Below are 25,946 nucleotides of genomic sequence, written 5' to 3'. Positions count from 1 at the left end.
GGGGACGGACCCGGACCGTGCGGCCCCCGACCGTGCGGCCCCCGACCGTGCGGTCCCCGACCGTGCGGTCCCGGATCGCGCGGCCCCGGACCGTGCGGCGCCGATGGCCGTTCCTGCGTCCTCGGTGTCCGTGGAGGACCGCCCTGTCGGACACGAGGTGGTCTCCGGTTGTCCACAGCCCATTCGCAGCGGAGTGGAATCCTCATAAGGTGAGAAGCATTGGTAGCCGGTGGTGGTCATGAGCCGCTGGTGGTCACGAGGAGGACTGCGGTGAGCGAGACGAACCCCAAGCTGCGCGCCGAGCTGGCGGGTATCCCCACCTACAAGCCCGGCAAGCCCGCCGCGGCCGGCGCGGTGGCGTACAAGCTGTCCTCCAACGAGAACCCGTATCCGCCGCTGCCCGGTGTCCTCGAGAGCCTGACCGCGGCGACCGGTTCGTTCAACCGCTACCCGGACATGGCGTGCACCGGGCTGATGAACGAGCTGGCGGACCGTTTCGGCGTCCCCGTCTCCCACCTGGCGACCGGCACCGGCTCGGTCGGTGTCGCGCAGCAGCTGCTGCAGGCCACGAGTGGTCCCGGTGACGAGGTCATCTACGCCTGGCGGTCCTTCGAGGCGTACCCGATCATCACGCAGATCAGCGGGGCGACCTCGGTGCAGGTGCCGCTGACCCCGGGCGAGGTGCACGACCTGGACGCGATGGCCGATGCCGTCACCGAGCGGACCCGGCTGATTTTCCTCTGCAACCCGAACAACCCGACCGGCACCGTGGTCCGCCGGGCCGAGCTGGAGCGGTTCCTGGACCGGGTGCCGAGCGATGTGCTGGTCGTCCTGGACGAGGCGTACCGCGAGTTCATCCGTGACGTCGAGGTGCCGGACGGCGTGGAGATCTACCGGGACCGGCCCAACGTCTGTGTGCTGCGCACCTTCTCCAAGGCGTACGGACTGGCCGGCCTGCGGGTCGGCTTCGCGATCGCTCACGAGCCGGTGGCGGCCGCGCTGCGCAAGACGGCGGTGCCGTTCGGCGTGAGCCAGCTGGCCCAGGACGCCGCCGTGGCGAGCCTGCGCGCCGAGGACGAACTGCTCGGCCGGGTCGGCTCCCTGGTCTCCGAGCGCACCCGGGTGGTCGACACCCTGCGTGGTCAGGGCTGGACGGTGCCCGAGACGCAGGCCAACTTCGTGTGGCTGCGCCTGGGGGAGCGGACCCTCGACTTCGCCGCGCACTGCGAGCAGGCCGGTGTCGTCGTGCGCCCCTTCGCGGGCGAGGGTGTCCGCGTCACCATCGGTGAGACCGAGGCGAACGACATCTTCCTGAAGGCGACCGAGAGCTTCTCCAAGGGGCTGTAGCCGCCCGGTCGGCCGGCCCGTCCGCCGGGACGGTTGATCAACTGCCTGTCGGGGCGGGCCCGTCCGGCGTCCGTGAGGGCGGTGATCCGTGAGCCCGCAGAGGGGCCCGTACGCGTCGAGCGCGTACGGGCCCCTCTGCGCGTGGGCCCTTCGGCCCGGGCTCAAGGACCCCCCACCCCCTGCCGTCGAACGGGCATGCGTCATAATTGCTTGTGAATGTGAACGCGTTCACAAGCGTGTCCTATTGTTCTAGTAATGTCTGCTCGAAAACGGGCAAACTGCCACTGCAACTGCCGCGACGTAAGGAGATGACGACGTGGAATTGGCTTTGGCGCCGGAAACCATGGCGCGATGGCAGTTCGGCATTGTCACCGTCTACCACTTCTTCTTCGTCCCTCTGACGATCTCGCTCGCCGCGCTCGTCGCCGGTCTGCAGACCGCCTGGGTGCGTACGGAGAATCAGAAGTACCTCAAAGCCACCAAATTCTGGGGCAAGCTCTTCCTGATCAACATCGCGATGGGTGTCGTCACCGGCATCGTCCAGGAGTTCCAGTTCGGCATGAACTGGTCCGCCTACTCGCGCTTCGTCGGTGACATCTTCGGAGCCCCGCTCGCCTTCGAGGCCCTGATCGCCTTCTTCTTCGAGTCCACCTTCATCGGGCTGTGGATCTTCGGCTGGGACAAACTCCCGAAGAAGCTCCACCTCGCCTGCATCTGGATGGTCTCCATCGGTACCGTCCTGTCGGCGTACTTCATCCTCGCGGCCAACTCATGGATGCAGCACCCGGTCGGCTACCGGATCAACAAGGAGAAGGGGCGCGCGGAACTCACCGACTTCTGGCATGTGCTCACCCAGAACACCGCGCTCGCCCAGGCGTTCCACACCCTCACGGCGGCCTTCCTGACCGGTGGGGCGTTCATGGTGGGCATCGCCGCGATCCACCTGGCCCGCAAGCGGCACATCGCCGTCATGAAGACCTCGCTGCGGCTCGGCCTCGTCACCGTCGTCATCGCCGGTCTCCTCACGGCGATCAGCGGTGACACCCTCGGCAAGGTCATGTTCAAGCAGCAGCCGATGAAGATGGCCGCGGCCGAGGCGCTGTGGGACGGCCAGGACTCCGCGCCCTTCTCGATCTTCGCGTACGGAGACGTCAGCAAGGGCCACAACACCGTCGAGCTGTCGATCCCGGGGATACTGTCGTTCCTCGCCAACGACGACTTCAACTCGTACGTGCCCGGTATCAACGACACGAACAAGGCCGAGCAGGAGAAGTACGGTCCAGGCGACTACCGCCCCATCATCCCGGTCACCTTCTGGGCGTTCCGCTGGATGATCGGCTTCGGCATGGCCTCCTTCGTGATCGGCATCGTCGGGCTCTGGCTGACCCGTAAGAAGTTCATGCTGCCGCAGCACCTGAGGGTCGGCGAGGACGAGGCGCCTCATCTGGTCCTGTTCAAGAACAAGGCGCTCGGCCCGAAGCTCACCAAGTGGGGCTGGCGCATCGCCATCTGGACCCTGGCCTTCCCGCTGATCGCCAACTCCTGGGGCTGGATCTTCACCGAGATGGGCCGGCAGCCGTGGGTCGTGTACGGCGTCATGCAGACCCGGTTCGCCGTCTCTCCCACTGTCTCCCAGGGCGAGGTCATCACCTCGCTGACCGTCTACTCGCTGATCTACGCGATCCTCGCCGTCATCGAGGTCAAGCTGCTCGCGAAGTACGTCAAGGCAGGGCCGCCCGAGCTCACCGAGTCCGACCTCAACCCGCCCACGAGGATCGGCGGCGACTCCAGTGGCGCCGACAAGCCGATGGCCTTCTCCTACTAGGCTCGGGGAGCTGCTGAGTCATGGAACTTCACGACGTCTGGTTCGTCCTCATCGCGGTCCTCTGGATCGGCTACTTCTTCCTGGAGGGCTTCGATTTCGGGGTCGGCATCCTCACCAAGCTGCTGGCCCGCGACCGTACCGAGAAGCGGGTGCTGATCAACACGATCGGCCCCGTGTGGGACGGCAACGAGGTGTGGCTGCTCACGGCCGGCGGCGCGACCTTCGCGGCCTTCCCCGAGTGGTACGCCACCCTCTTCTCGGGCTTCTACCTGCCGCTGCTGATCATCCTGGTCTGTCTGATCGTGCGCGGTGTCGCCTTCGAGTACCGGGCGAAGCGGCCCGAGGAGCACTGGCAGCGCAACTGGGAGACGGCGATCTTCTGGACCTCGTTGATCCCCGCGCTCCTGTGGGGAGTGGCCTTCGGCAACATCGTGCGCGGAGTGAAGATCGACCGGAACTTCGAGTACGTGGGCAACTTCTGGGACCTGCTCAACGTGTACTCGATCCTCGGCGGTCTGGTCACGCTCACGCTGTTCACCTTCCACGGGACCGTGTTCGTCGGGCTCAAGACGGTGGGGGACATCAGGGAGCGGTCGCGGAAGCTCGCGCTGCAGGTCGGCCTGGTGACGGCCGTGCTGGCGCTGGTCTTCCTGATCTGGACCCAGGTCGACAGCGGTGACGGCGCCTCCCTGGCGGCGCTGATCGTGGCCGTGGCCGCCCTCGTCGGGGCGCTGGCGATGGTCAACGGCGGGCGTGAGGGATGGGCCTTCATTCTCTCGGGGCTCACCATCGTGGCCGCCGTCGCGATGCTCTTCCTGTCGCTCTTCCCCGATGTCATGCCGTCCTCGCTCAACGCGGACTGGAGCCTCACGGTCACCAACGCCTCGTCGAGTCAGTACACCCTGAAGATCATGACCTGGTGTGCCGTGATCGCCACGCCGGTCGTCCTGCTCTACCAGAGCTGGACCTACTGGGTGTTCCGCAAGCGCATCGGCACGCACCACATCGCCGTGGACGTGTCGCACTGAATCCGATGTAGCGGCATGTTTCACGTGAAACGTGCCTGATGGGCCAAAGGTGTGTTTCACGTGAAACCAATCGATCCGCGCCTGCTCCGGTACGCCCGAGCCACCCGCTTCTTCCTCGCGGCGGTCGTGGGGCTGGGCGTCGCCGGAGCGGCCCTGGTCGTCGCCCAGGCGATGCTCATCGCCGACGTGGTGGTCGGCGCCTTCCAGCACGGCTTCTCCGTCGCCGAACTGCGCACTCCCCTGATCCTGTTGACGGCCGTGGCGCTCGGGCGTGCCGCGGTGGCCTGGCTCACCGAGCTCGCCGCGCACCGCGCGAGCGCCGCGGTCAAGTCCGAGCTGAGGGGGCGGCTGGTGGAGAAGGCCGCTTCGCTCGGACCCGGGTGGCTCAGTGGTCAGCGGACGGGATCCCTGGTCGCTCTCGCGACACGGGGCGTCGACGCACTCGACGACTATTTCTCGCGCTGTCTGCCCCAGCTGGGACTCGCGCTGGTGGTGCCGGTGGCGGTGCTGGCGCGGATCGTCACCGAGGACTGGGTGTCCGCGGCGATCATCGTCTGCACCCTGCCGCTCATCCCCCTGTTCATGGTGCTGATCGGCTGGGCCACGCGCAGTCAGACGGACCGCCAGTGGCGGATGCTGTCCCGGCTGTCCGGACACTTCCTGGACGTGGTCGCGGGACTGCCCACGCTCAAGGTGTTCGGCCGGGCCAAGGCGCAGGCCGAGTCGATCCGGAAGATCACCGGCGAGTACCGGCAGGCGACCATGCGGACGCTCCGGATCGCCTTCCTTTCCTCCTTCGCCCTGGAGCTGCTCGCCACCATCTCGGTCGCCCTGGTCGCGGTGACCATCGGAATGCGGCTCGTCCGCGGCGAGATGGACCTGTACACAGGGCTCGTCATCCTCGTGCTGGCACCCGAGGCCTATCTGCCGCTGCGGCAGGTGGGCGCCCAGTACCACGCCGCCGCCGAGGGACTCGCGGCCGCCGAGGCGATCTTCGAGGTGCTGGAGACCCCGGCGCCGAGGACCGGCTCACTGCGTGTGCCCGCGGGGGAGATCACCTTCGAGGGCGTGACCGTGAGGTACCCGGGGCGCTCCGCGGACGCGGTCTCGGACGCCTCCTTCACGGTCGGGCCCGGCGAGACGGTCGCCCTCGTCGGCCCCAGCGGCGCGGGCAAGTCGACGCTGCTGAACGTCCTGCTCGGGTTCGTGGCGCCCACCGCCGGCCAGGTCCGGGCCGGGGGAGTCGAACTCGCCGACGCCGACCTCACGCAGTGGCGCTCACGGATCGCCTGGGTGCCGCAGCGGCCGCACCTGTACGCCGGGTCCATCGCCGAGAACGTACGGCTGGCGCGGCCCGACGCCGACGACGACGCGTTGCGCAGGGCTCTCGTCGACGCCGGCGCTGCAGGATTCGTCGACGCGCTGCCCGCCGGGGCCGACACGGTCCTAGGCGAGGACGGCGCCGGACTGTCGGCCGGCCAGCGCCAACGCCTCGCACTGGCGCGGGCGTTCCTCGCGGACCGGCCCGTGCTGCTGCTCGACGAGCCGACGGCCTCGCTCGACGGGGAGACCGAGGCCGAGGTCGTCGCGGCGGTCCGGCGGCTGGCCGTGGGGCGGACCGTACTGCTGGTCGTGCACCGGCCGGCCCTGCTGGAGGCGGCGGACCGGGTGGTACGCCTGGAAGCCGCCGTGACCGACGAGCCGCGGCCGGCGCTCGGGGACGGCGTTCCCGGTTCCACCGAGCCGACGCGCGCACAGCCGCCCCGGGCGGCCGGGCCGGAGGGCGCGCTCCCGGCGGACGGAGAGGCACACGTCGCGATGTCCCGGGACCGGGGCGATGTGCTCGCCCGCGTCCGGGCGATGGCGGCTCCCCGACGTGGGCCGCTCGCGCTCGCCCTGCTCCTCGGCGCCCTCGCGCTCGGCAGTGCCATCGGCCTCATGGCGACCTCCGGATGGCTCATCTCGAGGGCGTCCCAGCAGCCGCCGGTCTTCTATCTGATGGTGGCCGTGACGGCCACCCGGGCGTTCGGTATCGGGCGGGCGGTGTTCCGGTACGCGGAACGGCTCGTGTCGCACGACGCCGTGCTGCGGATGCTGGCCGACACACGGGTCGCCGTCTACCGGCGACTGGAACGGCTCGCGCCCGCCGGACTGCGGACCACCCGGCGCGGTGATCTGCTGTCGCGGCTCGTCGCCGATGTGGACGCCCTGCAGGACTACTGGCTGCGCTGGCTGCTGCCGGCCGGAGCCGCGGCCCTGGTGTCGGCCGCCTCCGTCGGGTTCACCACCTGGCTGCTGCCCGAAGCCGGGGCCGTTCTCGCCGTCGGTCTGCTGGCGGCCGGAGCCGGTGTCCCCCTGGTGACCGGTGCCGTGGCGCGCCGCGCCGAGCGGCGGCTGGCTCCCGCGCGCGGTGCGCTGGCGACCCAGGTGGCCGATCTGTTCACGGGCACCGCCGAGCTGACCGTCGCGGGCGCGCTGCCCGTCCGCATCGCCAGGACGCGGCGGGCCGACGGTGTTCTCACGGGCATCGCCTCGCGAGCCGCCACCGCGACCGCCCTCGGCGACGGACTCACGGCACTCGTCTCCGGGCTCACCGTCGCGGCCACCGCCGTCGTGGGCGCCCAGGCGGTCGTCGCGGGGCGACTGCACGGCGTGGCCATGGCCGTCGTCGTCCTCACCCCGCTCGCCGCTTTCGAGGCCGTCATGGGGCTGCCGCTCGCCGTCCAGTACCGGCAGCGGGTGCGCAAGAGCGCCGAGCGCGTCTACGAGGTGCTGGACACCGCCGATCCCGTACACGAGCCCGAACAGCCGCTGCCGGCGCCTCCCTCACCGTTCCCGCTCCGTGTGTCCGGGCTCCGGGCCCGTCACGCGGGACAGGACCGGGACGCGCTGACCGGACTCGATCTGACCCTCGAGGAGGGTCGCAGGATCGCCGTGGTCGGCACGTCCGGGGCGGGCAAGACGACGCTCGCACAGGTGCTGCTGCGCTTCCTGGACCCTGAGGCGGGGACGTACACGCTGGGCGGGGCGGACGCGTACGGGATGGACGGGGACGCCGTGCGCCGGCTGGTCGGGCTGTGCGCCCAGGACGCGCACCTCTTCGACAGCACCGTGCGCGAGAACCTGCTGCTCGCCCGCAAGGACGCGACCGAGGCCGCACTGCGTGACGCGCTCGGACGGGCCCGGCTCCTCGACTGGGTGGACGGGCTGCCCGACGGGCTCGACACCCTGATCGGAGAACACGGGGCACGGCTGTCCGGCGGTCAGCGCCAGCGGCTCGCTCTGGCGCGTGCGCTGCTCGCCGATTTCCCCGTGCTCGTCCTCGACGAACCGGCGGAACATCTCGACCTGCCGACGGCCGACGCGCTCACCGCGGATCTGCTGGCCGCGACCGAGGGCCGTACGACGCTGCTGATCACGCATCGGCTGGCCGGACTCGACGCGGTGGACGAGGTGATCGTGCTCGCGCGGGGACGTGTGGTCCAGCGCGGGGCGTTCGCGGAGCTCTTGGCCGCCGAAGGGCCGCTGCGGGAGATGGCGGAGCGGGAGACCGCCGGAGATCTGCTGGTGCGGGCGGTGGCGCGCTGAGCGTCGTACGGGCGGACGTCAGGGGAAGGTATCGGCGGCCTCGGGTCCCCCTCTGCCCCGTGACCCGACTTTCCCCCGCAAAGGGGACTGATTAGGCTCGAGCCATGTCAGCGGCCCCGGCCTCTCCCGTCCCGGGCGACAGCACGGACGCGGCGGCCCGTGCGCGGGGAGGGCTGTCCGGAGAGCCGTCCGTACGGGTCCCGCGGCTGCTGGAGGCCGTGCGGTCGGTCGGATCAGGGCTGGAGCTGCACTCCAAGCTGGACCGCATCTGCGAGACGGCGGCCGAGCTCACGGGCGCGCGGTACGCGGCCATCGGAGTCGCGGCCGAGGACGGGGAGGGACTCGCGGACTTCGTCCATCACGGCGTCGACGAGGAGACCGTCCGCAGGATCGGGCGCAGACCCGACGGACACAAGGGACTGCTGGGCGCGCTCATCCGCGATCCCCGTCCGGTGCGCCTCGCGAACGTGACCGACGACCCGCGCTCCTGCGGGTTCCCGGCCGGCCATCCACCGATGCGCAGCTTTCTCGGGGTACCGATCCGGGTGCAGGGAGAGATCTTTGGGAACCTGTACCTCACCGAGAAGCGCGGCGGCGGCACCTTCGACGACGACGATCTCGACATGGTGCGGGTGCTGGCCACGGAGGCCGGCATCGCCGTCGGCAACGCCCGCCTGTACGAGGCGGCGCAGCAGCGTGAGCGCTGGATCGACGGCTCGGTCGCCGTCACCACCGCGCTGCTGGCGGGCGGCGACGCCGAGGACGCGTTGCAGACCGTCGCCGAACAGGCCCGTCGGCTCTCCGGTTCCGCGGCCGGGATCGTGCTGCTGGTCGTGGAGGACGGCGGCCTGGAGGTCGTCGCGGTGGCCTCGGAGCAGCCGTCGAGGGAACTCGGCGTGGTCGTCCCGCCGGAGAGCGAACTGGTCGCCGAACTCCGCGACGGGAAACCGGTGTTCCTGGCGGACGCGTCCGCCGACCCGCGTATGCGGGCGGATCTCACCCGCGACTACGGGCCCGTCATGATGCTCCCCCTGCAGAGCGACGGCAGGGTCCTCGGCGCCCTCCTCACCCCGCGGTCCCGCGAGGGGCGCGAGTTCACCGAGACCGAGCGGACCCTCGCCACACAGTTCGCCTCGCAGGCCGCCCTGGCGCTGATGATGGCCGAGGCGCAACGCGACCGGGAACGGCTCGCGGTGTACGAGGACCGGGACCGGATCGCCCGTGACCTGCACGACCTGGTCATCCAGCGGCTGTTCGCCACCGGAATGATGCTGGAGAGCGCGCAGCGCCGGTCGGACGTGCCCGAGGTGCGGCGGGGCGTCGGCAAGGCGGTCGACGAACTCGACATCACCATCCAGGAGATCCGCACCGCGATCTTCGCGCTCCGGCAGGACCCCGCCGAGATGCCGTCCGGCCTGCGCACCCGTGTCCTGCGCGAGATCAGCACGGCCGCCGTCCCCCTGGGCTTCCAGCCCGGACACCGCTTCACCGGCCCCGTCGACACGCTGGTCGGCGAACTCACCGGCAAGAACCTCATCGCCGCGCTGCGTGAAGCGCTCTCCAACGCCTTCCGGCACGCGGGGGCCTCCCGCATCGAGGTCTCCGTCGACGCGGACGTCCTGCTGCCGGACGGGCGCCCGGGCGTGCGCCTCGCCGTCGCGGACGACGGCGTCGGCATCCCCGACGGCGGTCGGCGCAGTGGTCTGAGGAACCTCGAACGGCGTGCCGAGTCGCTGGGCGGCGCGAGTTGGCACGGGCCGGGGATCGGCGCGGACGGCGGGGGCACGACGGTGGTGTGGCAGGCACCGCACTGAACCCCCTTGCGCGGACGACCTGTTCGCGACGGCGCCCGCCGGTGCGGGACCGGCCGGTCGTGCCGCTGGGCCATTCGTGACCCCCTGTCCCCCAGGTGTACGTCTTGAACGGGCCGGACCCGAGGGCGCGGGCCACGATCGCTGTCATGCGCTCATCTCGCCGCCATCCCCTTCTCGTACCGGCCCTGTTGTCCGCGCTCGTGGTCCTCGCGGTCCGGCCCGCGGCGGCCGACGACGGCGCGGACCTCGACATCAGCGCCCAGGTGGCGCGGCTGTACGAGGACGCCTCCGTGGCGACGGGGCAGTACGAGACGGGGAGACAGGACGCCGAGGCGCAGCGCGGCCGGGCGGAGCGGGCGGAGCGCCGCCTCGCGCGGGAGCGGCAGGAGATCGCGGTCCTGCACGAGGACCTGGGCCGTATCGTGCGCGCCCACTACCGGCAGGGCGGCGGGCTGCCGTACACGGCGCAGATCCTGTTCGCGAAGGATCCCGACGGTCTGATGCGCGGTCAGCAGGCCGTGCGACGGGCCGATCTGGCCGTCGCCGGCGCCGTCGCGAAGAGCCGGCGTGCCGAGGGCCGGCTCGCCGCGGACGAGGCGAAGGCCCGGTCCGAGTGGCAGGCGCTGGAGAAGCGGAGCGGGGAACTCGCCGCGATCAAGCGGACCATCGAGGCGAAGCTCGACGAGGCGCGGTCGGCGCTGCAGAGCCGGGCGGACGCCTCCGTGGCGGCGGGCTCCTGCCGCGGGGCGGTCCGTCTCGACCAGCCGCCGACGGAGTTCACGCGCGCGTGGGTCGCGCCGGTGGAGACGTACGAACTCTCCGCGGGCTTCGGCAGCGGGGGCGAGCACTGGGCGCACCGGCACACCGGGCAGGACTTCGCGGTGCCCATCGGCACCCCCGTGCGGGCGGCCGGAGCGGGCCGGGTGGTGAGGGTGTCCTGTGGCGGCGCCTTCGGCATCGAGGTCGTGATCGAGCACCCGGGCGGCTACTACACCCAGTACGCGCACCTCGCGTCCGTCGCCGTCGACCAGGGGCAGCGGGTCTCGACCGGGGAGTGGATCGGGCAGTCGGGCACGAGCGGCAACTCGACCGGTCCGCACCTGCACTTCGAGGTGCGGGTGACGCCGGACATGGGATCGGCGATCGACCCGGTGCCGTGGCTGGCGGGGCGCGGGGTCGTCGTCTAGGGGGTTCCGTCCGGACCGGGTCGGACCTGGTCGGATCGGTTCGGGCCGGGGCTCGGCGCCCGACGGGGCCGGGCGAGTGCCGCGGAGCCCCGCTTCCGTACGGAAGGAACCGCCGCAGGCACTCACAGAGGTCACCGCAGACAACCGCAGAGGCCGCAGGCCCTCCGGTGCGTGGCCCGAGCCCTCGGCGGGCCGCCCGACGCCGTCCGGGTCCTCCGGGCATGCCGCCGAAGGACCCGTGGCCGTGCCCCGGAGGGCTACGCGCGGTCCGCCAGGATCCGCTCTATCACGACCGCCACCCCGTCCTCGTTGTTCGCGACCGTGCGCCCGGAGGCGGCGGCGATCACCGCGGGATGGGCGTTGCCCATCGCGTACGACCGGCCCGCCCAGGTGAGCATCTCGACGTCGTTCGGCATGTCACCGAAGGCGACGACCTCCTCGGGGGAGATGCCGCGCTCGGCGCAGCACAGCGCGAGGGTGCTGGCCTTGGAGATGCCGGGGCCGCTGATCTCCAGCAGGGCGCTGGGGCTCGACCGGGTCACGTTGGCCCGGTCGCCGATGGCCGGGCGGGCGACGGCGAGGAATTCGTCCGGGTCCATCTCCGGGTGGAACGCGAGCACCTTCAGCACCGGCTGATCGGCGTCCAGCGCATCCTCGGCGAGAAGTTCCTCGGCGGGCAGGACGATCTCCGGGGGCTCCATGTGCATGAGGGGGTAGCCCGGTTCGAGATGGAGGCCGTACGTCCGCTCGACGGCACACACCGTGCCGGGCGCGGCGGAGCGCAGGATCCGGATGACGTCCAGGGCGATGTCGGTCGTCAGTTCGCGGATCTTGACGAAGCGGTGGGCGCCGGGGCCGCCGTGCAGGTCGACCACGGCGGCGCCGTTGCCGCAGATGGCCAGGCCGTGCCCGTGGACGTGGTCGCTGACGACGTCCATCCAGCGGGCCGGACGGCCGGTGACGAAGAAGACCTCGATGCCTGCCTGCTCGGCGGCGGCGAGGGCGGCGATCGTGCGGTCGGACACCGACTTGTCGTCGCGCAGCAAGGTGCCGTCGAGGTCCGTGGCGATCAGCCGGGTCGGGACGGTGGAGGCCGGGGTCTCGGGCCGGCGAGTCGCTGAGGTCACGTGCTCATTCTCCCGCACCCGCGCGCACGGTCGTGCGGCGGCCCGCACACCTGAGTGGTCACTGTCCTCGGCGGTGCCGTCACCCCCTGTCGACACCGCGTCGTGGCGGCGCGGTTCAGCGCAGCTGGGCCACCGCCTCCATGGCGATCCGCTCGAAGACCTTCGCGTCGGCGGCGAAGTCCGAGTCGGGGATCGGCCAGTGGATCACGATGTCGGTGAAGCCCAGTTCGGCGTGCCGGCCCGCGAAGTCGACGAACGCGTCGAGGGACTCCAGGGGGCGGCCCCGGTCGGGGGTGAAGCCGGTGAGCAGGATCTTGTCGAGCTCCGCCACGTCCCTGCCGAGCTCGGCGCACGCGTCGGCGAGCTTGCCGATCTGTCCGCGCAGGGCCTGGACCGACTGCTCGGGGGTGCCCGTCTCGTACAGCTTCGGGTCGCCGGTCGTCACCCACGCCTGCCCGTGACGGGCGGCGAGCCTCAGCCCGCGCGGGCCGGTGGCGGCCACGGCGAACGGCAGCCGGGGGCGCTGGACACAGCCCGGGATGTTGCGGGCCTCGTGCGCCGAGTAGAAGTTGCCGCCGTAGGAGACCGAGTCCTCGGTGAGGAGCCGGTCGAGCAGCGGGACGAACTCACCGAAGCGGTCGGCGCGCTCACGCGGGGTCCAGGGGTCCTGTCCGAGCGCGGTGGCGTCGAAACCGGTGCCGCCGGCTCCGACGCCCAGCGTGACCCGGCCGTCCGAGACGTCGTCGAGGGAGATCAGGTCCTTGGCGAGGGTCACCGGGTGCCGGAAGTTCGGCGAGGTCACGAGCGTGCCGAGACGCAGCCGGTCGGTGACGGCGGCCGCCGCGGTCAGCGTCGGCACGGCCCCGAACCACGGCCCGTCGCGGAAGGTCCGCCAGGAGAGGTGGTCGTAGGTGAACGCGGTGTGGAAGCCCAGTTCCTCGGCACGTCGCCACTTGTCACGTCCCCCGTCGCGCCAGCGGTCGATCGGCAGAATCACAGTGCTCAGTCGCATGGGGTCGACTCTACGAGAGACCGAGCAGCTGTCGCATCGACTGCGCGGCGCGGACGGCGGCGTCACCGCAGCAGTTGTTGAACAGGACGTGGACCTCCTGTGCCCGTTCGGCCGTCTCCCGGACGCGCGGTACCCACTCGGAGAGCTCTTCGCGCGTGTACGAGTGGCGGAACCTCTCCTCCTTGGTTCCCGTCCTCCAGGCGTCGCTGCGGCCGTGGAGACGCACCAGGGCGAGTTCCGGCGTGGTGACCCGCACGACCGGTGGCACGGAAGAGGGAAGGTCCTGCGCCATGTCCACGGCCACGGCCCCCGCGTCCAGGTCGGTCAGCAGGGCGGTCGTGGCGTCGGCGTGCTCGTCGCGCCACCAGCCGGGGTTGCGGAACTCCACGGCCACCGGCCATCCCGCGGCGCGCTCACGGCACCGGCGCAGGAACTCCACCGCCGGTCTCCCGGGCACGAACCGGTGCGAGAACTGGAAGACCAGCGTCCCCAGGCGGCCGGATGCGCGGAGCGGTTCGAGGGCCCCGCTGTACCGGTCCCACACGTCGTCGAGCAGTCCGGGATCGACACCCGGTCGCTCCCGCTGTCGCGCGAAGGCCGGGCGCAGGTCCGCAGGCAGCGCTTCCGGCCGTGTCGGATGCCCGGTGAGCAGGGAGAAGGCCTTCACGTCGAACCGGAACCCCGCGGGAGTGCGGTCGATCCACAGGAGGCTGTTGCGGGTGCTGGGCAGTCCGTAGTAGGTGGAGTCCACCTCCGCCACCGGGAACCGGGTGGCGTAGTGCCGCAGTCTGCCCTCCGCGTCGCGGTGACCTGCCGGGTACCAGCCGCTGGACACCAGCGCCTTGTCCGTCCACGAGCAGGTTCCGACCCGGATCTCTCCCATTCCGCCCGGGTTCCCCGTACGCGGTGACGGATTCGTCCGGGATCAGTGCGGCTCGGGGAACCGCAGATAGCGCGGGGGCACGGCCTTCGTCAGCCAGACGCCGTTGGCGCTGACCTGGAAGACGTGGCCGTCACGGTGCATGGCGGCGGCGTCCACGGCGAGGACGACCGGGCGGCCGCGGCGGGCGCCGACGCGGGTCGCCGTCTCCCGGTCCGCGGAGAGGTGCACGTCGTGCCGGTCCATGGGTCTCAGGCCCTCGGCGCGGATCGGGTCCAGGCTGGCGGCCACGGTCCCGTGGTAGAGGTACGCGGGCGGAGTCGCCGGGGGCAGTCCGAGGTCGATCTCGACGGAGTGGCCCTGACTGGCCCGGATGCGGGTGCCCTCGACGGCGAAGCGCCGCTTGTCGTTGTTGGCCACCACATGGTCGAGCTCGTCGCGGGTGAACCGGAAGCCGTGCGCGCCGGCCGCGGAGATCAGCGCGTCGATCTCGACCCAGCCGCCCTCGTCGAGGGTGAGTCCGATCCGTTCGGGCCGGTGCCGCAGGTGCTTCGAGAGGTACTTCGACACCTTCACGGTGCGTTTTTCATCCATCGGTTCATCGGCCCGTCGTTCTGTCCGGTCATCCGTCCGCTCATGCGCCCGGCTCCGTGCTCGCTCACGTGTCCGTCCGTGCGTCCGTTCGTCGTCGTGCTCCTTCATCGCTCCAGCGTGCCTGGAGAGAGACGGATCACGCATTTTATTTTGGCCCGGAGGTTTGATCCACAGCCAAGTACTGTTATCCACAGGAGAATTGGCGAACCTGTGGACAACGTGGCTGCGCTTCAAGGCATTTCGTCAACGACGCTGTGGTCGTGGGTGTTTGCCGTCAGACGGTCCAACGTGCGTGCCTGCAGCTCCCGTTCGGCGGCCGCCGTGATGAAGGCCGCGGCCTGCTCCGCGCCGACCAGGCGTTCAACGGCCCGTATCGTCCCGGCGGACACCTCCACCGGGCGTGCGCCCTCCCGCTCCGCCGGGAACTGCCTCGTGGCGAGGTGCCGGTCCAGATGGCGAGTGGCGAAGAGCCGCATGGCGCGGGCCAGTTCGGCGTCCACCGTCTGCCGCGCGAGCGGTCGGAGCCGGCGCACGAGTGAGGCCGCCTCGGCCGCTTCCGCGTCGCTCGGCGGGTGCTCCCCCAGGTAGCGCGCGAAGACGTGCTCCGTGGTGAACTCCAGGAAACGGCAGGCGATGTGCTCGACCTGACCCCTCAACTCCCTGAGGTGGAGGGTGATCGCGGACAGGGGAACGCCCGCCGCGTACAACTCGGCCGCGGTCGACAGCTCTTGGGGGCTCGGGACGAGAAAGCTGTCCTCGTCGCCCGGAACGGGCTCCAGCACTCCCAGCTCCACGGCCTCCGCCACCGCCGTGTCGTCGGGAAGGCCGCCGAACCGCTCCTCGAGTTCGGCCCTGGAGATCCGGGCGGGCTCCTCGTCGGTCCACGGCCCGTCGACCTCCGCGACCAGGCCGAGTATCCCGCCCAGGCCCCGGCCCGCGTCCCATGCCTCCAGGAGTTCCTTGATCGAGGTCAGCGTGTAGCCCCGGTCCAGGAGATCGGCGATCTGCCGCAGCCGCGCCAGATGGGCGTCCGCGTACACATTGGCGCGGCCGCGCCGCTCGGGGCGGGGCAGCAGCCCCCGGTCCTGATAGGCGCGGATCGTCCGGACCGTGGCGCCGCTGTGGTGCGCCAGGTCCTCGATGCGGTACACGACACCGCCCGGCTCGTCGCTCATCTCTTCCGCCCTCCTGCCCCCGGGCCCCGGGAGGACGCCGCCCGCTCGCCCCCGCCGCGGACCGAGCCGCGGGCGGCCGCGCCGGACGTCCGGCGGCCTGAGCGGTGAACCTTCCCGCGACGGATGGTACGACCGCCGCGGAGAGGGCGGTACGGCCGCGCGGAACTCCTTCCGGCCGCCGCGCGGAACTCCTTCCCGCCGGGCGGCGGTCTCCGGGCGAAGGCCTCCGCGCGGCCTCGTCGCGCACGGCGGACAGCGACGCGGACGGCCGGTGGAGCGGGGCGGGCGGTCCTGCCGGGCCGCCCGGCGCCCCGTCCGGTCATCCGCTCACAGGGGCGGCCTCATCCGTGCGACCGCACGCCGCGCCCCCGGAGCGAAGCGGTGCAGGAAGCGGGCACCACGCGCCTCCGGGGTGACCGGCACCACCGCCTCGTCGCGGACGACCGCGCGCAGGATCGCGTCGGCGACCTTCTCCGGCGGGTAGCCGCGCAGCCCGTAGAGCCGCGCCGACTTCTTCCGGCGCCGTTCCTCCTCGGCCGCGTCGGTCCCGGCGAAGCGCGCGGTGGAGGTGATGCCCGTGTCGACGAAGCCGGGGCAGACCGCCGAGACGCCGATGTCCCGCCCGGCCAGCTCCGCGCGCAGACACTCGCTGAGCATCAGGACGGCCGCCTTGGAGGTGCTGTAGGCGGGCAGGGCCCGCGAGGGCTGGTACGCCGCCGCCGACGCGATGTTGACGATGTGGCCGCCCTGCCCGCGCTCGGCCATCTGTCCGCCGAAGAGCCGGCAGCCGTGGATCACGCCCCACAGATTGACGTCGAGGACCTTCCTCCACTCCTCCGCCGTGGTGTCGAAGAAGGAGCCGGCGAGCCCGATGCCGGCGTTGTTCACCAGCACGTCCACCACGCCGTACGCGGCGGCGACCTTGGCGGCGAGTTCCTCCATGGCCCGCTCGTCGCCGACGTCGGCCGTCTCGGCCCAGGCCGCGGGCGAGCCGACCAGCCGGGCCGTCTCCGCCGTGCGGGCCGCGCCCTGCGCGTCCCGGTCGACGGCCACCACCCGCGCGCCGGCCTCGGCGAACGCGAGCGCGGTGGCCCGTCCGATGCCGCTGCCGGCGCCGGTGACCAGCACGAGCTGCCCGCCGAACCGGTCCGCGTACCTGCCGGAGGCCGCCGGCCCGGGCGCGGGAGCTTCGTTCCCGCGGCCCTCGTTGGCCGTCACGAACCCCGATATCCAGGCGGCCAGCTGGTCGGGGCGGGTCCGCGGGACCCAGTGCCCGGCCGGGAGCGTGCGGCGCACCGAACCGGGGGCCCACCTCTCCAGTTCGTCGTGGAGCCGCTCGGAGAGAAAGGGGTCCCCCAGGGGGGTGATGAGCTGCACGGGCGCGTGCGCGTACGCGTCCTCGCGGGGGCGGCCGAGCCGGGTCCGCACGTTGTCGCGGTAGAGCCACGCGCCGTGCGCCGCGTCGGAGGGCAGCGACGCGGTCGGGTAGTCGCCCGCGGGCACCTTCTCGAACCGCTGGAGGATCCCCGGCCACCGCTTGCCCAGGGGGCCGCGCCAAACCAGCTCGGGCAGCACCGGCGTGTGCAGCATGTACACGTACCAGGACTTGGCGCCCTGGCCGAGGAGCTGGCCGATCCCGCGCGGGGTGGGCCGGCGCGTCCGCCGCCTGATCCAGTGGCCGAGGTGGTCGAGCGACGGACCGGACATCGACGTGAAGGACGCGATCCGCCCCTCGGTGCGGGCGGCCGTGACGAACTCCCACGACTGCACCGAACCCCAGTCGTGGCCCACGAGGTGCACCGGCTCACCGGGGCTGACGGCGTCGATCACCGCCAGGAAGTCGTCGGTCAGCCTCTCCAGCGTGAACCCGCCCCGCAGGGGCCGCGGCGCCGTCGAACGGCCGTGCCCCCGCACGTCGTAGAGCACGACGTGGAAGCGGTCGGCGAGCCGCTCGGCGACCTCGGACCACACCTCCTTGGAGTCCGGATAGCCGTGCACCAGCACCACGGTCGGCCGCCCGCCGTCCCCCAGCTCGGCGACGCACAGCTCGACCCCGCCCGTCCGTATCCGGCGCTCGCGCGCGCCCACGAGACTCACTCGTCCTCCCCCCCGGCGCCGCACACGCGGCTTCGTCGGCGGTCCGTCCGTCATGGCCGTCCTCATGCCCCGCCCCACCTGTCCCCGCCGATCGCGGTACGTGTCCGTAACGTGACACCGGCGAATGTGACAGTTGTTAGAGGCCGCGTCAACAGTCCCGCGATCGGCTGTGGACGACCGGCCGGGCGGGACGGCCCGTCCGGCCCGGCGGCCGTACCTGAGGGTGACCCCTACGGGCCCGTACGACTGGAGGCTGACGCGGATCCACCTCCACGGGTTGACGACCCCTGTGGTGTGCGCCACTACCGTCGAACCGTGACTGTGATCGCGACCGAAAGCCTGAGCAAGCGGTACCCCCGGGTGACCGCGCTTGACCGGCTCTCCGTGGACGTCGGGCCTGGTGTGACCGGACTCGTCGGAGCCAATGGAGCCGGCAAGTCCACACTGATCAAGATCCTGCTGGGTCTGTCCCCCGCCACCGAGGGCCGCGCGCACGTGCTCGGTCTCGACGTCGCCACCGAGGGCGCCGCCATCCGCGAGCGTGTCGGGTACATGCCCGAGCACGACTGCCTGCCGCCCGACGTCTCGGCCACCGAGTTCGTCGTCCACATGGCGCGGATGTCCGGACTGCCGCCGGCCGCGGCCCGCGAGCGCACCGCGGACACCCTGCGCCACGTCGGTCTGTACGAGGAGCGCTACCGCCCCATCGGCGGCTACTCGACGGGCATGAAGCAGCGCGTCAAACTCGCGCAGGCCCTCGTCCACGACCCCCAGCTGGTCTTCCTCGACGAACCGACCAACGGCCTCGACCCGGTCGGCCGCGACGACATGCTCGGACTGATCCGCCGCATCCACACGGACTTCGGCATCTCGGTCCTGGTCACCTCGCACCTCCTGGGCGAACTGGAACGCACCTGCGACCACGTCGTGGTCGTCGACGGCGGCAAGCTGCTGCGCTCCAGCTCCACCACGGACTTCACCAAGACCACCACGACCCTCGCCATCGAGGTCACCGACAGCGACGAGCACCCGGACGGCACGAGCGCGGTCCGCGAGGTGCTCCACGCGCGCGGGATCGAGACCCACGACGGCGGCGGACTGCCCGGCGCCGGACACATCCTGCTGCTCACCGCCGAGAGCGAGGACACCTACGACCTCGTCCGCGACACGGTCGCCGACCTCGGCCTCGGGCTGGTCCGCATGGAACAGCGCAGGCACCACATCGCCGAGGTCTTCACCGACAGCGACGAACAGCGGAAGGAGGCGGTCGGCCATGGCGGTTGAGCACCCCCTCACCCAGCCGGGTGAGCAGACCCGTATCCACAACATCGGCTACCGCAACTACGACGGCCCGCGCCTCGGCCGCGCCTACGCCCGCCGCTCCCTCTACTCGCAGTCCCTGCGCGGCGCCTACGGACTCGGCCGCTCGGTCAAGTCCAAGATCCTGCCGATGCTGCTCTTCGTGGTCATGTGCGTCCCCGCGCTGATCATGGTGGCCGTCGCGGTCGCCACCAAGGCCAAGGACCTCCCCGTCGACTACACCCGCTACGCCGTGATCATGCAGGCCGTCATCGGCCTGTACGTCGCCTCGCAGGGCCCCCAGGCGGTCTCCCGGGACCTGCGCTTCAAGACCGTGCCGCTGTACTTCTCGCGCCCCATCGAGACCGCCGACTACGTGCGAGCCAAGTACGCGGCCCTGGCCTCGGCCCTGTTCGTCCTCACGGCCGCTCCGCTGATCGTCCTCTACGTGGGCGCGCTGCTGGCCAAGCTCGACTTCGCCGACCAGTCCAAGGGCTTCGGACAGGGACTGGCCTCCGTGGCCCTGCTGTCCCTGCTCTTCGCGGGCATCGCCCTGGTCATCTCGGCGGTCACCCCGCGCCGCGGCTTCGGCATCGCGGCCGTCATCGCCGCCCTGACCATTTCCTACGGAGCGGTCTCCACCGTCCAGGCCATCGCCTTCGAGCGGTCCAGCAGCGGAGCCGTGCCCTGGCTCGGCCTCTTCTCCCCGATCACCCTCATCGACGGGGTCCAGACGGCCTTCCTCGGCGCCTCCTCCGCCTTCCCCGGCGAGGTGGGTCCCTCGTCCGCACAGGGACTCGTCTACCTCGCCGTCGTCCTCGGTCTCATCGCGGGCTGCTACGGCCTCCTGATGCGCCGCTACCGAAAGGCCGGGCTGTGACCACGCTCACCATCGACCACGTATCGCGCTGGTTCGGCAACGTGGTGGCGGTCAACGACATCACGATGACGATCGGCCCCGGCGTCACCGGCCTGCTCGGCCCGAACGGCGCCGGGAAGTCCACCCTCATCAACATGATGGGCGGCTTCCTCGCCCCCTCCACGGGCTCCGTCACCCTCGACGGCAAGCCGACCTGGCGCAACGAGGACATCTACCGGCACATCGGCATCGTCCCCGAACGCGAGGCGATGTACGACTTCCTCACCGGACGCGAATTCGTCCTCGCCAACGCCGAGTTGCACGGTCTCGGCGCGAAGGCCGCCGACCGCGCGCTCGCCACCGTCGAGATGGAGTACGCGCAGGACCGCAAGATCTCCACGTACTCCAAGGGCATGCGACAGCGCGTCAAGATGGCGTCCGCGCTGGTCCACGAACCCTCGCTGCTGCTGCTCGACGAACCGTTCAACGGCATGGACCCGCGCCAGCGCATGCAGCTCATGGACCTGCTGCGCCGCATGGGCGACGAGGGCCGCACCGTGCTGTTCTCGTCCCACATCCTCGAAGAGGTGGAGCAGCTCGCCGCCCACATCGAGGTGATCGTCGCCGGACGGCACGCGGCGAGCGGCGACTTCCGGCGCATCCGCCGGCTGATGACCGACCGCCCGCACCGCTACCTGGTCCGCTCCAGCGACGACCGCGCACTGGCCGCGGCACTCATCGCCGACCCGTCGACCTCCGGCATCGAGGTCGACCTCGCCGAGGGCGCGCTGCGCATCCAGGCCGTCGACTTCGGCCGGTTCACCACCCTGCTGCCGAAGGTCGCGCGCGAGCACGGCATCCGGCTGCTGACGGTGTCCCCGTCCGACGAGTCGCTCGAATCCGTCTTCTCGTATCTCGTCGCGGCGTAGGAGGCCGAAGATGTACGACCCCACAGTCGCCCGGCTCACCTACCGGGGCCTGCTCGGCCGCCGCCGGGCCCTCATCCTCGGCGTCCTGCCCGTCCTGCTCGTCGTGATCTCCCTGGCCGTCCGCAGCTTCTCCGGAGCCGACGACCAGGTGGCCTCGGACCTGCTCGGCGGGTTCGCGCTCGCCACCATGGTCCCGATCATCGGCGTCATCGCGGGCACGGGCGCGATCGGACCCGAGATCGACGACGGCTCGGTGGTGTACCTGCTGGCCAAGCCCCTGAAGCGGCCCACGATCATCTTCACCAAGCTGATCGTCGCGATCGCCGTCACCATGGCCTTCTCGGCGGTGCCGACCTTCGTCGCGGGCATGATCCTCAACGGCAACGGCCAGCAGATCGCCGTCGCCTACACCGTGGCCGCCCTGGTCGCCTCGATCGCCTACGCCGCGATGTTCCTGCTCCTCGGGACCGTCACCCGGCACGCGGTGGTCTTCGGGCTCGTCTACGCGCTCGTCTGGGAAGCCCTGTTCGGGTCCCTGGTGTCCGGCGCGCGCACGCTCAGCGTCCAGCAGTGGGCGCTCGCCGTGGGCCACAAGGTGACCGGCGGGGACATCGTCACCTCGGACGTGAGCCTGCCGACCGCGACGGTCCTGCTGGTCGTGGTCACCGTCCTCGCCACCTGGTACGCGGGACAGCGACTGCGGTCGCTGACGCTGGCCGGCGAGGAATGAGACGAGGGCTCTCCGCGCGCGTGCCCGTCACGGGCACGCGCGCGGAGAGCCCTTCTTCCTTGACAGAGGCTTCACTCCCGCCCGGGCACACTGGCCGGAACGGGGACGCACGGCCGGGAGGTACGGGGATGACGACCGAGGAACCGGGAAGGGAACCGGCGGGGGAGCCGTGGGACGACCTCGTGCTCGACGAGGACTTCGTACGGTCCGCGGAGACGACCGAGCCGTCGGCCCGCGCACGGATGCTCGCCGCCCGCTGGCGCGAGGGCGGCCCCGACCCGCAGCCCTGGCGCTCGGACGAGCCGCCCGCCGGGTGGTTCTTCAGCAAGGGCCGGCGGCGCAGATGGCGCCGCAAGTGAGCCCCCGGGGCCGCGCCTTTTAATCAGTGGCGCCCAAGTCGGCGCCCGGGCACAGTGGTTGTCGTCCACGCCGCCGCGTCGAGCCGGCGCCACACACGGGGAGAGGAGCGCGACGATGTTCATCAGGAGCAGTTCGTCGAGCTCCCGACAGGGCAGCCCGCGGCGGGTTCCGGAGTAGTCACTACCTCCGTCGAACCCGCTCGCAGGGGGAGTTGCCCGGGGCGGCCGCTTCGAGCGCGCGTCACCGCGCGGGCCGCCCACCCGGAGGATTGGCCGAGTGGAAAGGCACCGGCTTGCTAAGCCGTGGTCGGGGGAGACCCCGCGCGCGTTCGATCCGCGCATCCTCCGCGAGACGTTCCCGCCCGAAGTCCCGGCGCCGCCGAGGGCGTCGCTACGGACGCGCCAGCAACCGCTCCAGCACCACCGCGATCCCGTCCTCCTCGTTCGAGGACGTCACCTCGTCCGCGATCGCCTTGAGGTCGTCGTGGGCGTTGGCCATGGCCACGCCGTGGGCCGCCCACGCGAACATCGGGAGGTCGTTCGGCATGTCGCCGAAGGCGATGGTGTCGGCGGCCTTGACGCCCAGGCGCCGGGCCGCCAGGGACAGTCCCGTCGCCTTGGTCAGGCCGAGCGGGAGCAGCTCGACGATCCCCGGACCCGCCATCGTGACGCCGACGAGTCCGCCCGCGACCTCCACGGCCACGGCCGCGAGCTCGTCGTCGGAGAGCGTCGGGTGCTGGACGTACAGCTTGTTCAGAGGGGCCGACCACAGGTCCGCCGCGTCCCTGAGCGGGACGACCGGCAGCGCCCCCTCCAGCCTGCGGTAGCCGGCACCCACCAGCACCTCGCCGTCGAGCCCGTCGCGGCTCGCGGCCAGCAGCAGCGGTCCGACCTCCGCCTCGATCTTGGCGAGCGCGAGACCGGCCAGCTGCCGGTCCAGCGTCACCGAGGTGAGCAGCCGGTGCTCCCCCGCGTGGTAGACCTGCGCGCCCTGGCCGCAGACCGCCAGACCCCGGTAGCCGAGCCCGTCGAGGATGTGCCGCGTCCAGGGCACCGCGCGCCCGGTGACGACGATGTGGGCCGCGCCAGCCTCGGTCACCGCGGCGAGCGCGTCCCGTGTGCGCGCCGAGACCGTCTCGTCGGAACGCAGCAGCGTCCCGTCGAGATCGGTCGCGACGAGCTTGTACGGGAACGCCCCGGGCTCCGCGGCCCCGGACGCTCCCGCCGAACCGGTGGTGCTGGTCACTTGGAGATCGGCTCCAGAACCTCACGGCCGCCCAGGTAGGGACGCAGCAGCTCGGGAACCCGGACCGAACCGTCGGCGAGCTGGTGGTTCTCCAGGATCGCGACGATGGTGCGCGGGACGGCGCACAGCGTGCCGTTCAGGGTGGCGAGCGGCTGGACCTTCTTGCCGTCGCGCATGCGGACGGAGAGGCGGCGGGCCTGGAAGCCGTCGCAGTTGGAGGCCGAGGTCAGCTCGCGGTACTTGCCCTGGGTCGGGATCCACGCCTCGCAGTCGAACTTGCGGGAGGCCGAGGCCCCCAGGTCGCCGCTGGCCACGTCGATCACCTGGAAGGGCAGTTCGAGGCCGGTCAGCCACTGCTTCTCCCACTCGAGGAGCCGCCGGTGCTCGTTCTCCGCGTCCTCCGGGGCGACGTACGAGAACATCTCGACCTTGTCGAACTGGTGCACGCGGAAGATGCCGCGGGTGTCCTTGCCGTAGGTGCCGGCCTCGCGGCGGAAGCACGGCGAGAAACCGGCGTAGCGCATCGGCAGCTTGTCCGCGTCGAGGATCTCGTCCATGTGGTACGCGGCGAGCGGGACCTCGGAGGTGCCGACCAGGTAGTAGTCGTCCTTCTCCAGGTGGTACACGTTCTCCGCGGCCTGGCCGAGGAAGCCGGTGCCCTCCATGGCGCGCGGGCGGACCAGGGCCGGGGTCAGCATCGGAGTGAAGCCGGCCTCGGTGGCCTGCGCGATCGCCGCGTTGACGAGGGCGAGTTCCAGGAGCGCGCCGACACCGGTCAGGTAGTAGAAGCGCGAGCCGGACACCTTGGCGCCGCGCTCGACGTCGATGGCGCCCAGGGCCTCGCCGAGCTCCAGGTGGTCCTTGGGCTCGAAGCCCTCGGCGGCGAAGTCACGGATGGTCCCGTGCGTCTCCAGGACGACGAAGTCCTCCTCGCCGCCGACCGGGACGTCGGGGTGCACCAGGTTGCCGAGCTGGAGGAGGAGCCGCTTGGTCTCCTCGTCCGCCTCGTTCTGCTCGGCCTCGGCGGTCTTGACGTCGGTCTTGAGCTGCTCGGCCTTCTTCAGCAGCTCGGCGCGCTCGTCCGGGGTGGCCTTGGGGATCAGCTTGCCGAGCGACTTCTGCTCGGAACGCAGCTCGTCGAAGCGGACGCCGGACGACCTGCGCCGCTCGTCGGCGGAGAGGAGGGAGTCGACGAGCGCGACATCCTCTCCACGGGCGCGCTGGGAGGCGCGAACACGGTCGGGGTCCTCACGGAGCAGGCGAAGGTCAATCACCCCTCAAGGCTACCGGTGCGGGCTTCCGGCCAACGAACCGATATTCCGGAGCGTGATGGCTGTCACGGTATGAGTGAAATGCCGGACCGAATCCCTTGATCGCCCGACTGATCGCCCGACGCCGTCAAGGAAAGGGGGCCTACTCCCCGAAACGGGGCAGAGGGCATGTGGCCGGTTGACTGGATTCCCTTGTGGGGAGCGGGACTTGCGAACCGGGTTGTCCACAGGGATTGGCCTCACCGGTCAGTTATCCACAGGCTGTGTGGATGATCTGTGGATGTCGGAATTGATCGTTCCGATCCGTCTCGGATGGCCGAGGAATTCCTGGTCCAAACCGTCTGTACACCCACTTTCGGGTGTAAAAGATTCGCTCCATAGGGTTGATCAATGGAAAAGGGTAGACGAAGAGGGACGCGCGGGGGTGTGGACGGACTTGGGTCGAGTAGCCGATTTGTCGATGATGTAGGGCTTCGTTGTCGACTTGTCCCCAGGTCGAGAAGCACTCCTGTGGATAACTTTGTGGACAAAGAAAATCGGCAGGTAGGACCGGGGGACGACGCTCGGACGGATGTGGATCCGCCGTTCAGAACCGGCCGTCGGCGCAGCGCGCCAGCCAGTCCGACGCCGCGGAGAACTCGTCGTCGGACGTCCCGGGCCGCAGCGGCCCCACGTCCTCCAGGGCGACACCGGCCCGCGGATAGGAACCGAGGAAACGCACCTGGGGGCAGATCCGCTTGAGGCCCATCAGCGCCTCGCCCACCCGGCGGTCGGTGATGTGGCCCTCGGCATCCACCGAGAAGCAGTAATTGCCGATGCCCCGGCCGGTGGGGCGGGACTCGATCCGCATCAGGTTGACGCCGCGGACGGCGAATTCCTGGAGCAGTTCGAGCAGTGCTCCGGGGTGGTCGTCGCCGAGCCAGATGACCACGGACGTCTTGTCGGCGCCGGTCGGCGCGGCGGGCCGGGCCGGGCGGCCGACCAGCACGAAGCGGGTCTCGGCGTTCGCCGCGTCGTGGATCTCGGTCACCAGCGGTTCGAGGCCGTACGTCGCCGCGGCGAACTCGCCCGCGAAGGCCGCGTCGTAACGGCCCTCCTGCACCAGCCGGGCGCCGTCCGCGTTCGACGCCGCCGACTCCCACACGGCGTCCGGCAGATGCGCGGCCAGCCAGTTGCGCACCTGGGGCTGGGCGACCGGGTGTCCGGTGACCGTCTTGACGTCCTTCAGTGCCGTGCCGGGCCTGACCAGCAGCGCGAAGGCGATCGGCAGCACGACCTCGCGGTAGATCATCAGCGGGTCGCCCTTGGCCAGTTCGTCGAGGGTGGCGGTGACACCGCCCTCGACGGAGTTCTCGATCGGGACGAGCGCGCCCGCGGCCTGGCCGCCGCGTACCGCGTCGAGCGCGGCCGGCACCGACACCATGGGGACCAGCTCCCGTGTCGCGGCCTCGGGAAGCGTGCGGAGGGCGGCCTCGGTGAACGTACCCTCGGGGCCGAGATAGGTGTAGCGCGTCGCCGACATACCGTCACCCTAATAGGCCTCGCCCGGCGCGTCCGACACCCGCGGATCCCCGGAACC

The 25,946-nt window shown here is 71.2% G+C and carries 20 protein-coding genes and 1 tRNA gene; 12 read left to right on the top strand and 9 right to left on the bottom strand.

The features are described from left to right. Nucleotides 1-270: 270 nt before the first annotated feature. The 6 genes from hisC (at nt 271) to ACICHK_RS19995 (ending at nt 10,789) form a co-directional block, all read left to right on the top strand. On the top strand, nt 271-1,347 hold the full coding sequence (gene hisC, locus ACICHK_RS20020) for a histidinol-phosphate transaminase (RefSeq protein WP_406837982.1): 1,077 nt from the start codon (nt 271-273) through the stop codon (nt 1,345-1,347). A 316-nt stretch (nt 1,348-1,663) separates the two neighbouring features. Continuing rightward, nucleotides 1,664-3,172: a cytochrome ubiquinol oxidase subunit I gene (locus ACICHK_RS20015; protein WP_406837981.1), complete on the top strand. Its 1,509-nt coding sequence runs from the start codon at nt 1,664-1,666 to the stop codon at nt 3,170-3,172. Nucleotides 3,173-3,192: 20 nt separating this feature from the next. Then, a complete protein-coding gene (gene cydB / locus ACICHK_RS20010; protein ID WP_406837980.1) occupies nt 3,193-4,200 on the top strand; it encodes a cytochrome d ubiquinol oxidase subunit II in 1,008 nt (335 codons plus the stop codon). Between the two features lie 60 nt (nt 4,201-4,260). After that, nucleotides 4,261-7,788 (top strand): thiol reductant ABC exporter subunit CydD, encoded by a 3,528-nt coding sequence (cydD, locus tag ACICHK_RS20005; protein WP_406837979.1) that lies wholly within the window; start codon nt 4,261-4,263, stop codon nt 7,786-7,788. A 104-nt stretch (nt 7,789-7,892) separates the two neighbouring features. Beyond that, on the top strand, nt 7,893-9,602 hold the full coding sequence (locus ACICHK_RS20000; protein ID WP_406837978.1) for a GAF domain-containing protein: 1,710 nt from the start codon (nt 7,893-7,895) through the stop codon (nt 9,600-9,602). 146 nt (nt 9,603-9,748) lie between these two features. Then, nucleotides 9,749-10,789 carry a M23 family metallopeptidase gene (locus ACICHK_RS19995; RefSeq protein WP_406837977.1) on the top strand — a complete coding sequence of 347 codons (1,041 nt, stop codon included), beginning with the start codon at nt 9,749-9,751 and terminating at the stop codon, nt 10,787-10,789. A 257-nt stretch (nt 10,790-11,046) separates the two neighbouring features. On the opposite strand, the gene ACICHK_RS19990 is transcribed toward ACICHK_RS19995, so the two are convergent. The 6 genes from ACICHK_RS19990 to ACICHK_RS19965 form a co-directional block, all read right to left on the bottom strand. Beyond that, nucleotides 11,047-11,916: a Cof-type HAD-IIB family hydrolase gene (locus ACICHK_RS19990; RefSeq protein WP_225860646.1), complete on the bottom strand. Its 870-nt coding sequence runs from the start codon at nt 11,914-11,916 to the stop codon at nt 11,047-11,049. A 115-nt stretch (nt 11,917-12,031) separates the two neighbouring features. Next, nucleotides 12,032-12,928 carry an LLM class flavin-dependent oxidoreductase gene (locus ACICHK_RS19985; protein WP_406837976.1) on the bottom strand — a complete coding sequence of 299 codons (897 nt, stop codon included), beginning with the start codon at nt 12,926-12,928 and terminating at the stop codon, nt 12,032-12,034. A gap of 10 nt (nt 12,929-12,938) precedes the next feature. Further along, nucleotides 12,939-13,811, bottom strand: a complete 873-nt coding sequence (locus ACICHK_RS19980; RefSeq protein ID WP_406837975.1) for a DUF72 domain-containing protein — start codon at nt 13,809-13,811, stop codon at nt 12,939-12,941. A 42-nt stretch (nt 13,812-13,853) separates the two neighbouring features. Further along, nucleotides 13,854-14,402 carry an RNA 2'-phosphotransferase gene (locus ACICHK_RS19975; RefSeq protein ID WP_406837974.1) on the bottom strand — a complete coding sequence of 183 codons (549 nt, stop codon included), beginning with the start codon at nt 14,400-14,402 and terminating at the stop codon, nt 13,854-13,856. Nucleotides 14,403-14,632: 230 nt separating this feature from the next. Beyond that, nucleotides 14,633-15,577: a MerR family transcriptional regulator gene (locus tag ACICHK_RS19970; protein ID WP_406837973.1), complete on the bottom strand. Its 945-nt coding sequence runs from the start codon at nt 15,575-15,577 to the stop codon at nt 14,633-14,635. 327 nt (nt 15,578-15,904) lie between these two features. Continuing rightward, the gene (locus ACICHK_RS19965) at nt 15,905-17,728 is read right to left on the bottom strand and encodes an SDR family oxidoreductase (RefSeq protein ID WP_406837972.1); all 1,824 of its coding nucleotides are present in this window, start codon (nt 17,726-17,728) and stop codon (nt 15,905-15,907) included. 267 nt (nt 17,729-17,995) lie between these two features. Between ACICHK_RS19965 and ACICHK_RS19960 the strand changes: the two genes are divergently transcribed. The 6 genes from ACICHK_RS19960 (at nt 17,996) to ACICHK_RS19935 (ending at nt 22,198) form a co-directional block, all read left to right on the top strand. Next, complete coding sequence (locus ACICHK_RS19960) at nt 17,996-18,958, top strand: ABC transporter ATP-binding protein (RefSeq protein WP_151471085.1); 963 nt, start codon at nt 17,996-17,998, stop codon at nt 18,956-18,958. Beyond that, nucleotides 18,948-19,853 carry an ABC transporter permease gene (locus ACICHK_RS19955; protein WP_151470988.1) on the top strand — a complete coding sequence of 302 codons (906 nt, stop codon included), beginning with the start codon at nt 18,948-18,950 and terminating at the stop codon, nt 19,851-19,853. Before ACICHK_RS19960 ends, ACICHK_RS19955 begins: the two co-directional genes overlap by 11 nt. Further along, nucleotides 19,850-20,761 carry an ABC transporter ATP-binding protein gene (locus tag ACICHK_RS19950; RefSeq protein WP_406837971.1) on the top strand — a complete coding sequence of 304 codons (912 nt, stop codon included), beginning with the start codon at nt 19,850-19,852 and terminating at the stop codon, nt 20,759-20,761. The genes ACICHK_RS19955 and ACICHK_RS19950 overlap by 4 nt, the downstream gene beginning before the upstream one ends. Before the next feature lie 10 nt (nt 20,762-20,771). Continuing rightward, a complete protein-coding gene (locus ACICHK_RS19945; protein WP_151470986.1) occupies nt 20,772-21,491 on the top strand; it encodes an ABC transporter permease subunit in 720 nt (239 codons plus the stop codon). Nucleotides 21,492-21,619: 128 nt separating this feature from the next. Continuing rightward, a complete protein-coding gene (locus ACICHK_RS19940; RefSeq protein WP_151470985.1) occupies nt 21,620-21,850 on the top strand; it encodes a hypothetical protein in 231 nt (76 codons plus the stop codon). Nucleotides 21,851-22,113: 263 nt separating this feature from the next. Then, nucleotides 22,114-22,198 (top strand) — tRNA-Ser (locus ACICHK_RS19935). A gap of 43 nt (nt 22,199-22,241) precedes the next feature. On the opposite strand, the gene ACICHK_RS19930 is transcribed toward ACICHK_RS19935, so the two are convergent. From ACICHK_RS19930 to pheA, 3 genes are all read right to left on the bottom strand, one after another. Then, nucleotides 22,242-23,096, bottom strand: a complete 855-nt coding sequence (locus tag ACICHK_RS19930) for an HAD family hydrolase (RefSeq protein WP_151470984.1) — start codon at nt 23,094-23,096, stop codon at nt 22,242-22,244. Then, nucleotides 23,093-24,370 (bottom strand): serine--tRNA ligase, encoded by a 1,278-nt coding sequence (gene serS, locus ACICHK_RS19925; RefSeq protein WP_151470983.1) that lies wholly within the window; start codon nt 24,368-24,370, stop codon nt 23,093-23,095. The genes ACICHK_RS19930 and serS overlap by 4 nt, the downstream gene beginning before the upstream one ends. 583 nt (nt 24,371-24,953) lie before the next feature. Further along, on the bottom strand, nt 24,954-25,889 hold the full coding sequence (gene pheA / locus ACICHK_RS19920; protein WP_151470982.1) for a prephenate dehydratase: 936 nt from the start codon (nt 25,887-25,889) through the stop codon (nt 24,954-24,956). Between the last annotated feature and the right edge of the window lie 57 nt (nt 25,890-25,946).

Origin of the sequence: Streptomyces sp. AHU1 (assembly GCF_045343905.1) — a bacterium.
In the GTDB taxonomy this organism is placed as follows: Bacteria; Actinomycetota; Actinomycetes; order Streptomycetales; family Streptomycetaceae; genus Streptomyces; species Streptomyces triticiradicis.
This window is presented reverse-complemented; position numbering and strand designations above follow the sequence as displayed.

What these genes read in the sequence shown, in the direction of transcription:
- cydB (WP_406837980.1), top strand. Translation starts at nt 3,193, where the DNA reads ATGGAACTTCACGACGTCTGGTTCGTCCTCATCGCGGTCCTCTGGATC.
- ACICHK_RS20000 (WP_406837978.1), top strand. Translation starts at nt 7,893, where the DNA reads ATGTCAGCGGCCCCGGCCTCTCCCGTCCCGGGCGACAGCACGGACGCG.
- ACICHK_RS19995 (WP_406837977.1), top strand. Translation starts at nt 9,749, where the DNA reads ATGCGCTCATCTCGCCGCCATCCCCTTCTCGTACCGGCCCTGTTGTCC.
- ACICHK_RS19985 (WP_406837976.1), bottom strand. Translation starts at nt 12,928, where the DNA reads ATGCGACTGAGCACTGTGATTCTGCCGATCGACCGCTGGCGCGACGGG.
- ACICHK_RS19980 (WP_406837975.1), bottom strand. Translation starts at nt 13,811, where the DNA reads ATGGGAGAGATCCGGGTCGGAACCTGCTCGTGGACGGACAAGGCGCTG.
- ACICHK_RS19975 (WP_406837974.1), bottom strand. Translation starts at nt 14,402, where the DNA reads ATGGATGAAAAACGCACCGTGAAGGTGTCGAAGTACCTCTCGAAGCAC.
- ACICHK_RS19970 (WP_406837973.1), bottom strand. Translation starts at nt 15,577, where the DNA reads ATGAGCGACGAGCCGGGCGGTGTCGTGTACCGCATCGAGGACCTGGCG.
- ACICHK_RS19965 (WP_406837972.1), bottom strand. Translation starts at nt 17,728, where the DNA reads ATGACGGACGGACCGCCGACGAAGCCGCGTGTGCGGCGCCGGGGGGGA.
- ACICHK_RS19955 (WP_151470988.1), top strand. Translation starts at nt 18,948, where the DNA reads ATGGCGGTTGAGCACCCCCTCACCCAGCCGGGTGAGCAGACCCGTATC.
- ACICHK_RS19945 (WP_151470986.1), top strand. Translation starts at nt 20,772, where the DNA reads ATGTACGACCCCACAGTCGCCCGGCTCACCTACCGGGGCCTGCTCGGC.
- ACICHK_RS19940 (WP_151470985.1), top strand. Translation starts at nt 21,620, where the DNA reads ATGACGACCGAGGAACCGGGAAGGGAACCGGCGGGGGAGCCGTGGGAC.
- pheA (WP_151470982.1), bottom strand. Translation starts at nt 25,889, where the DNA reads ATGTCGGCGACGCGCTACACCTATCTCGGCCCCGAGGGTACGTTCACC.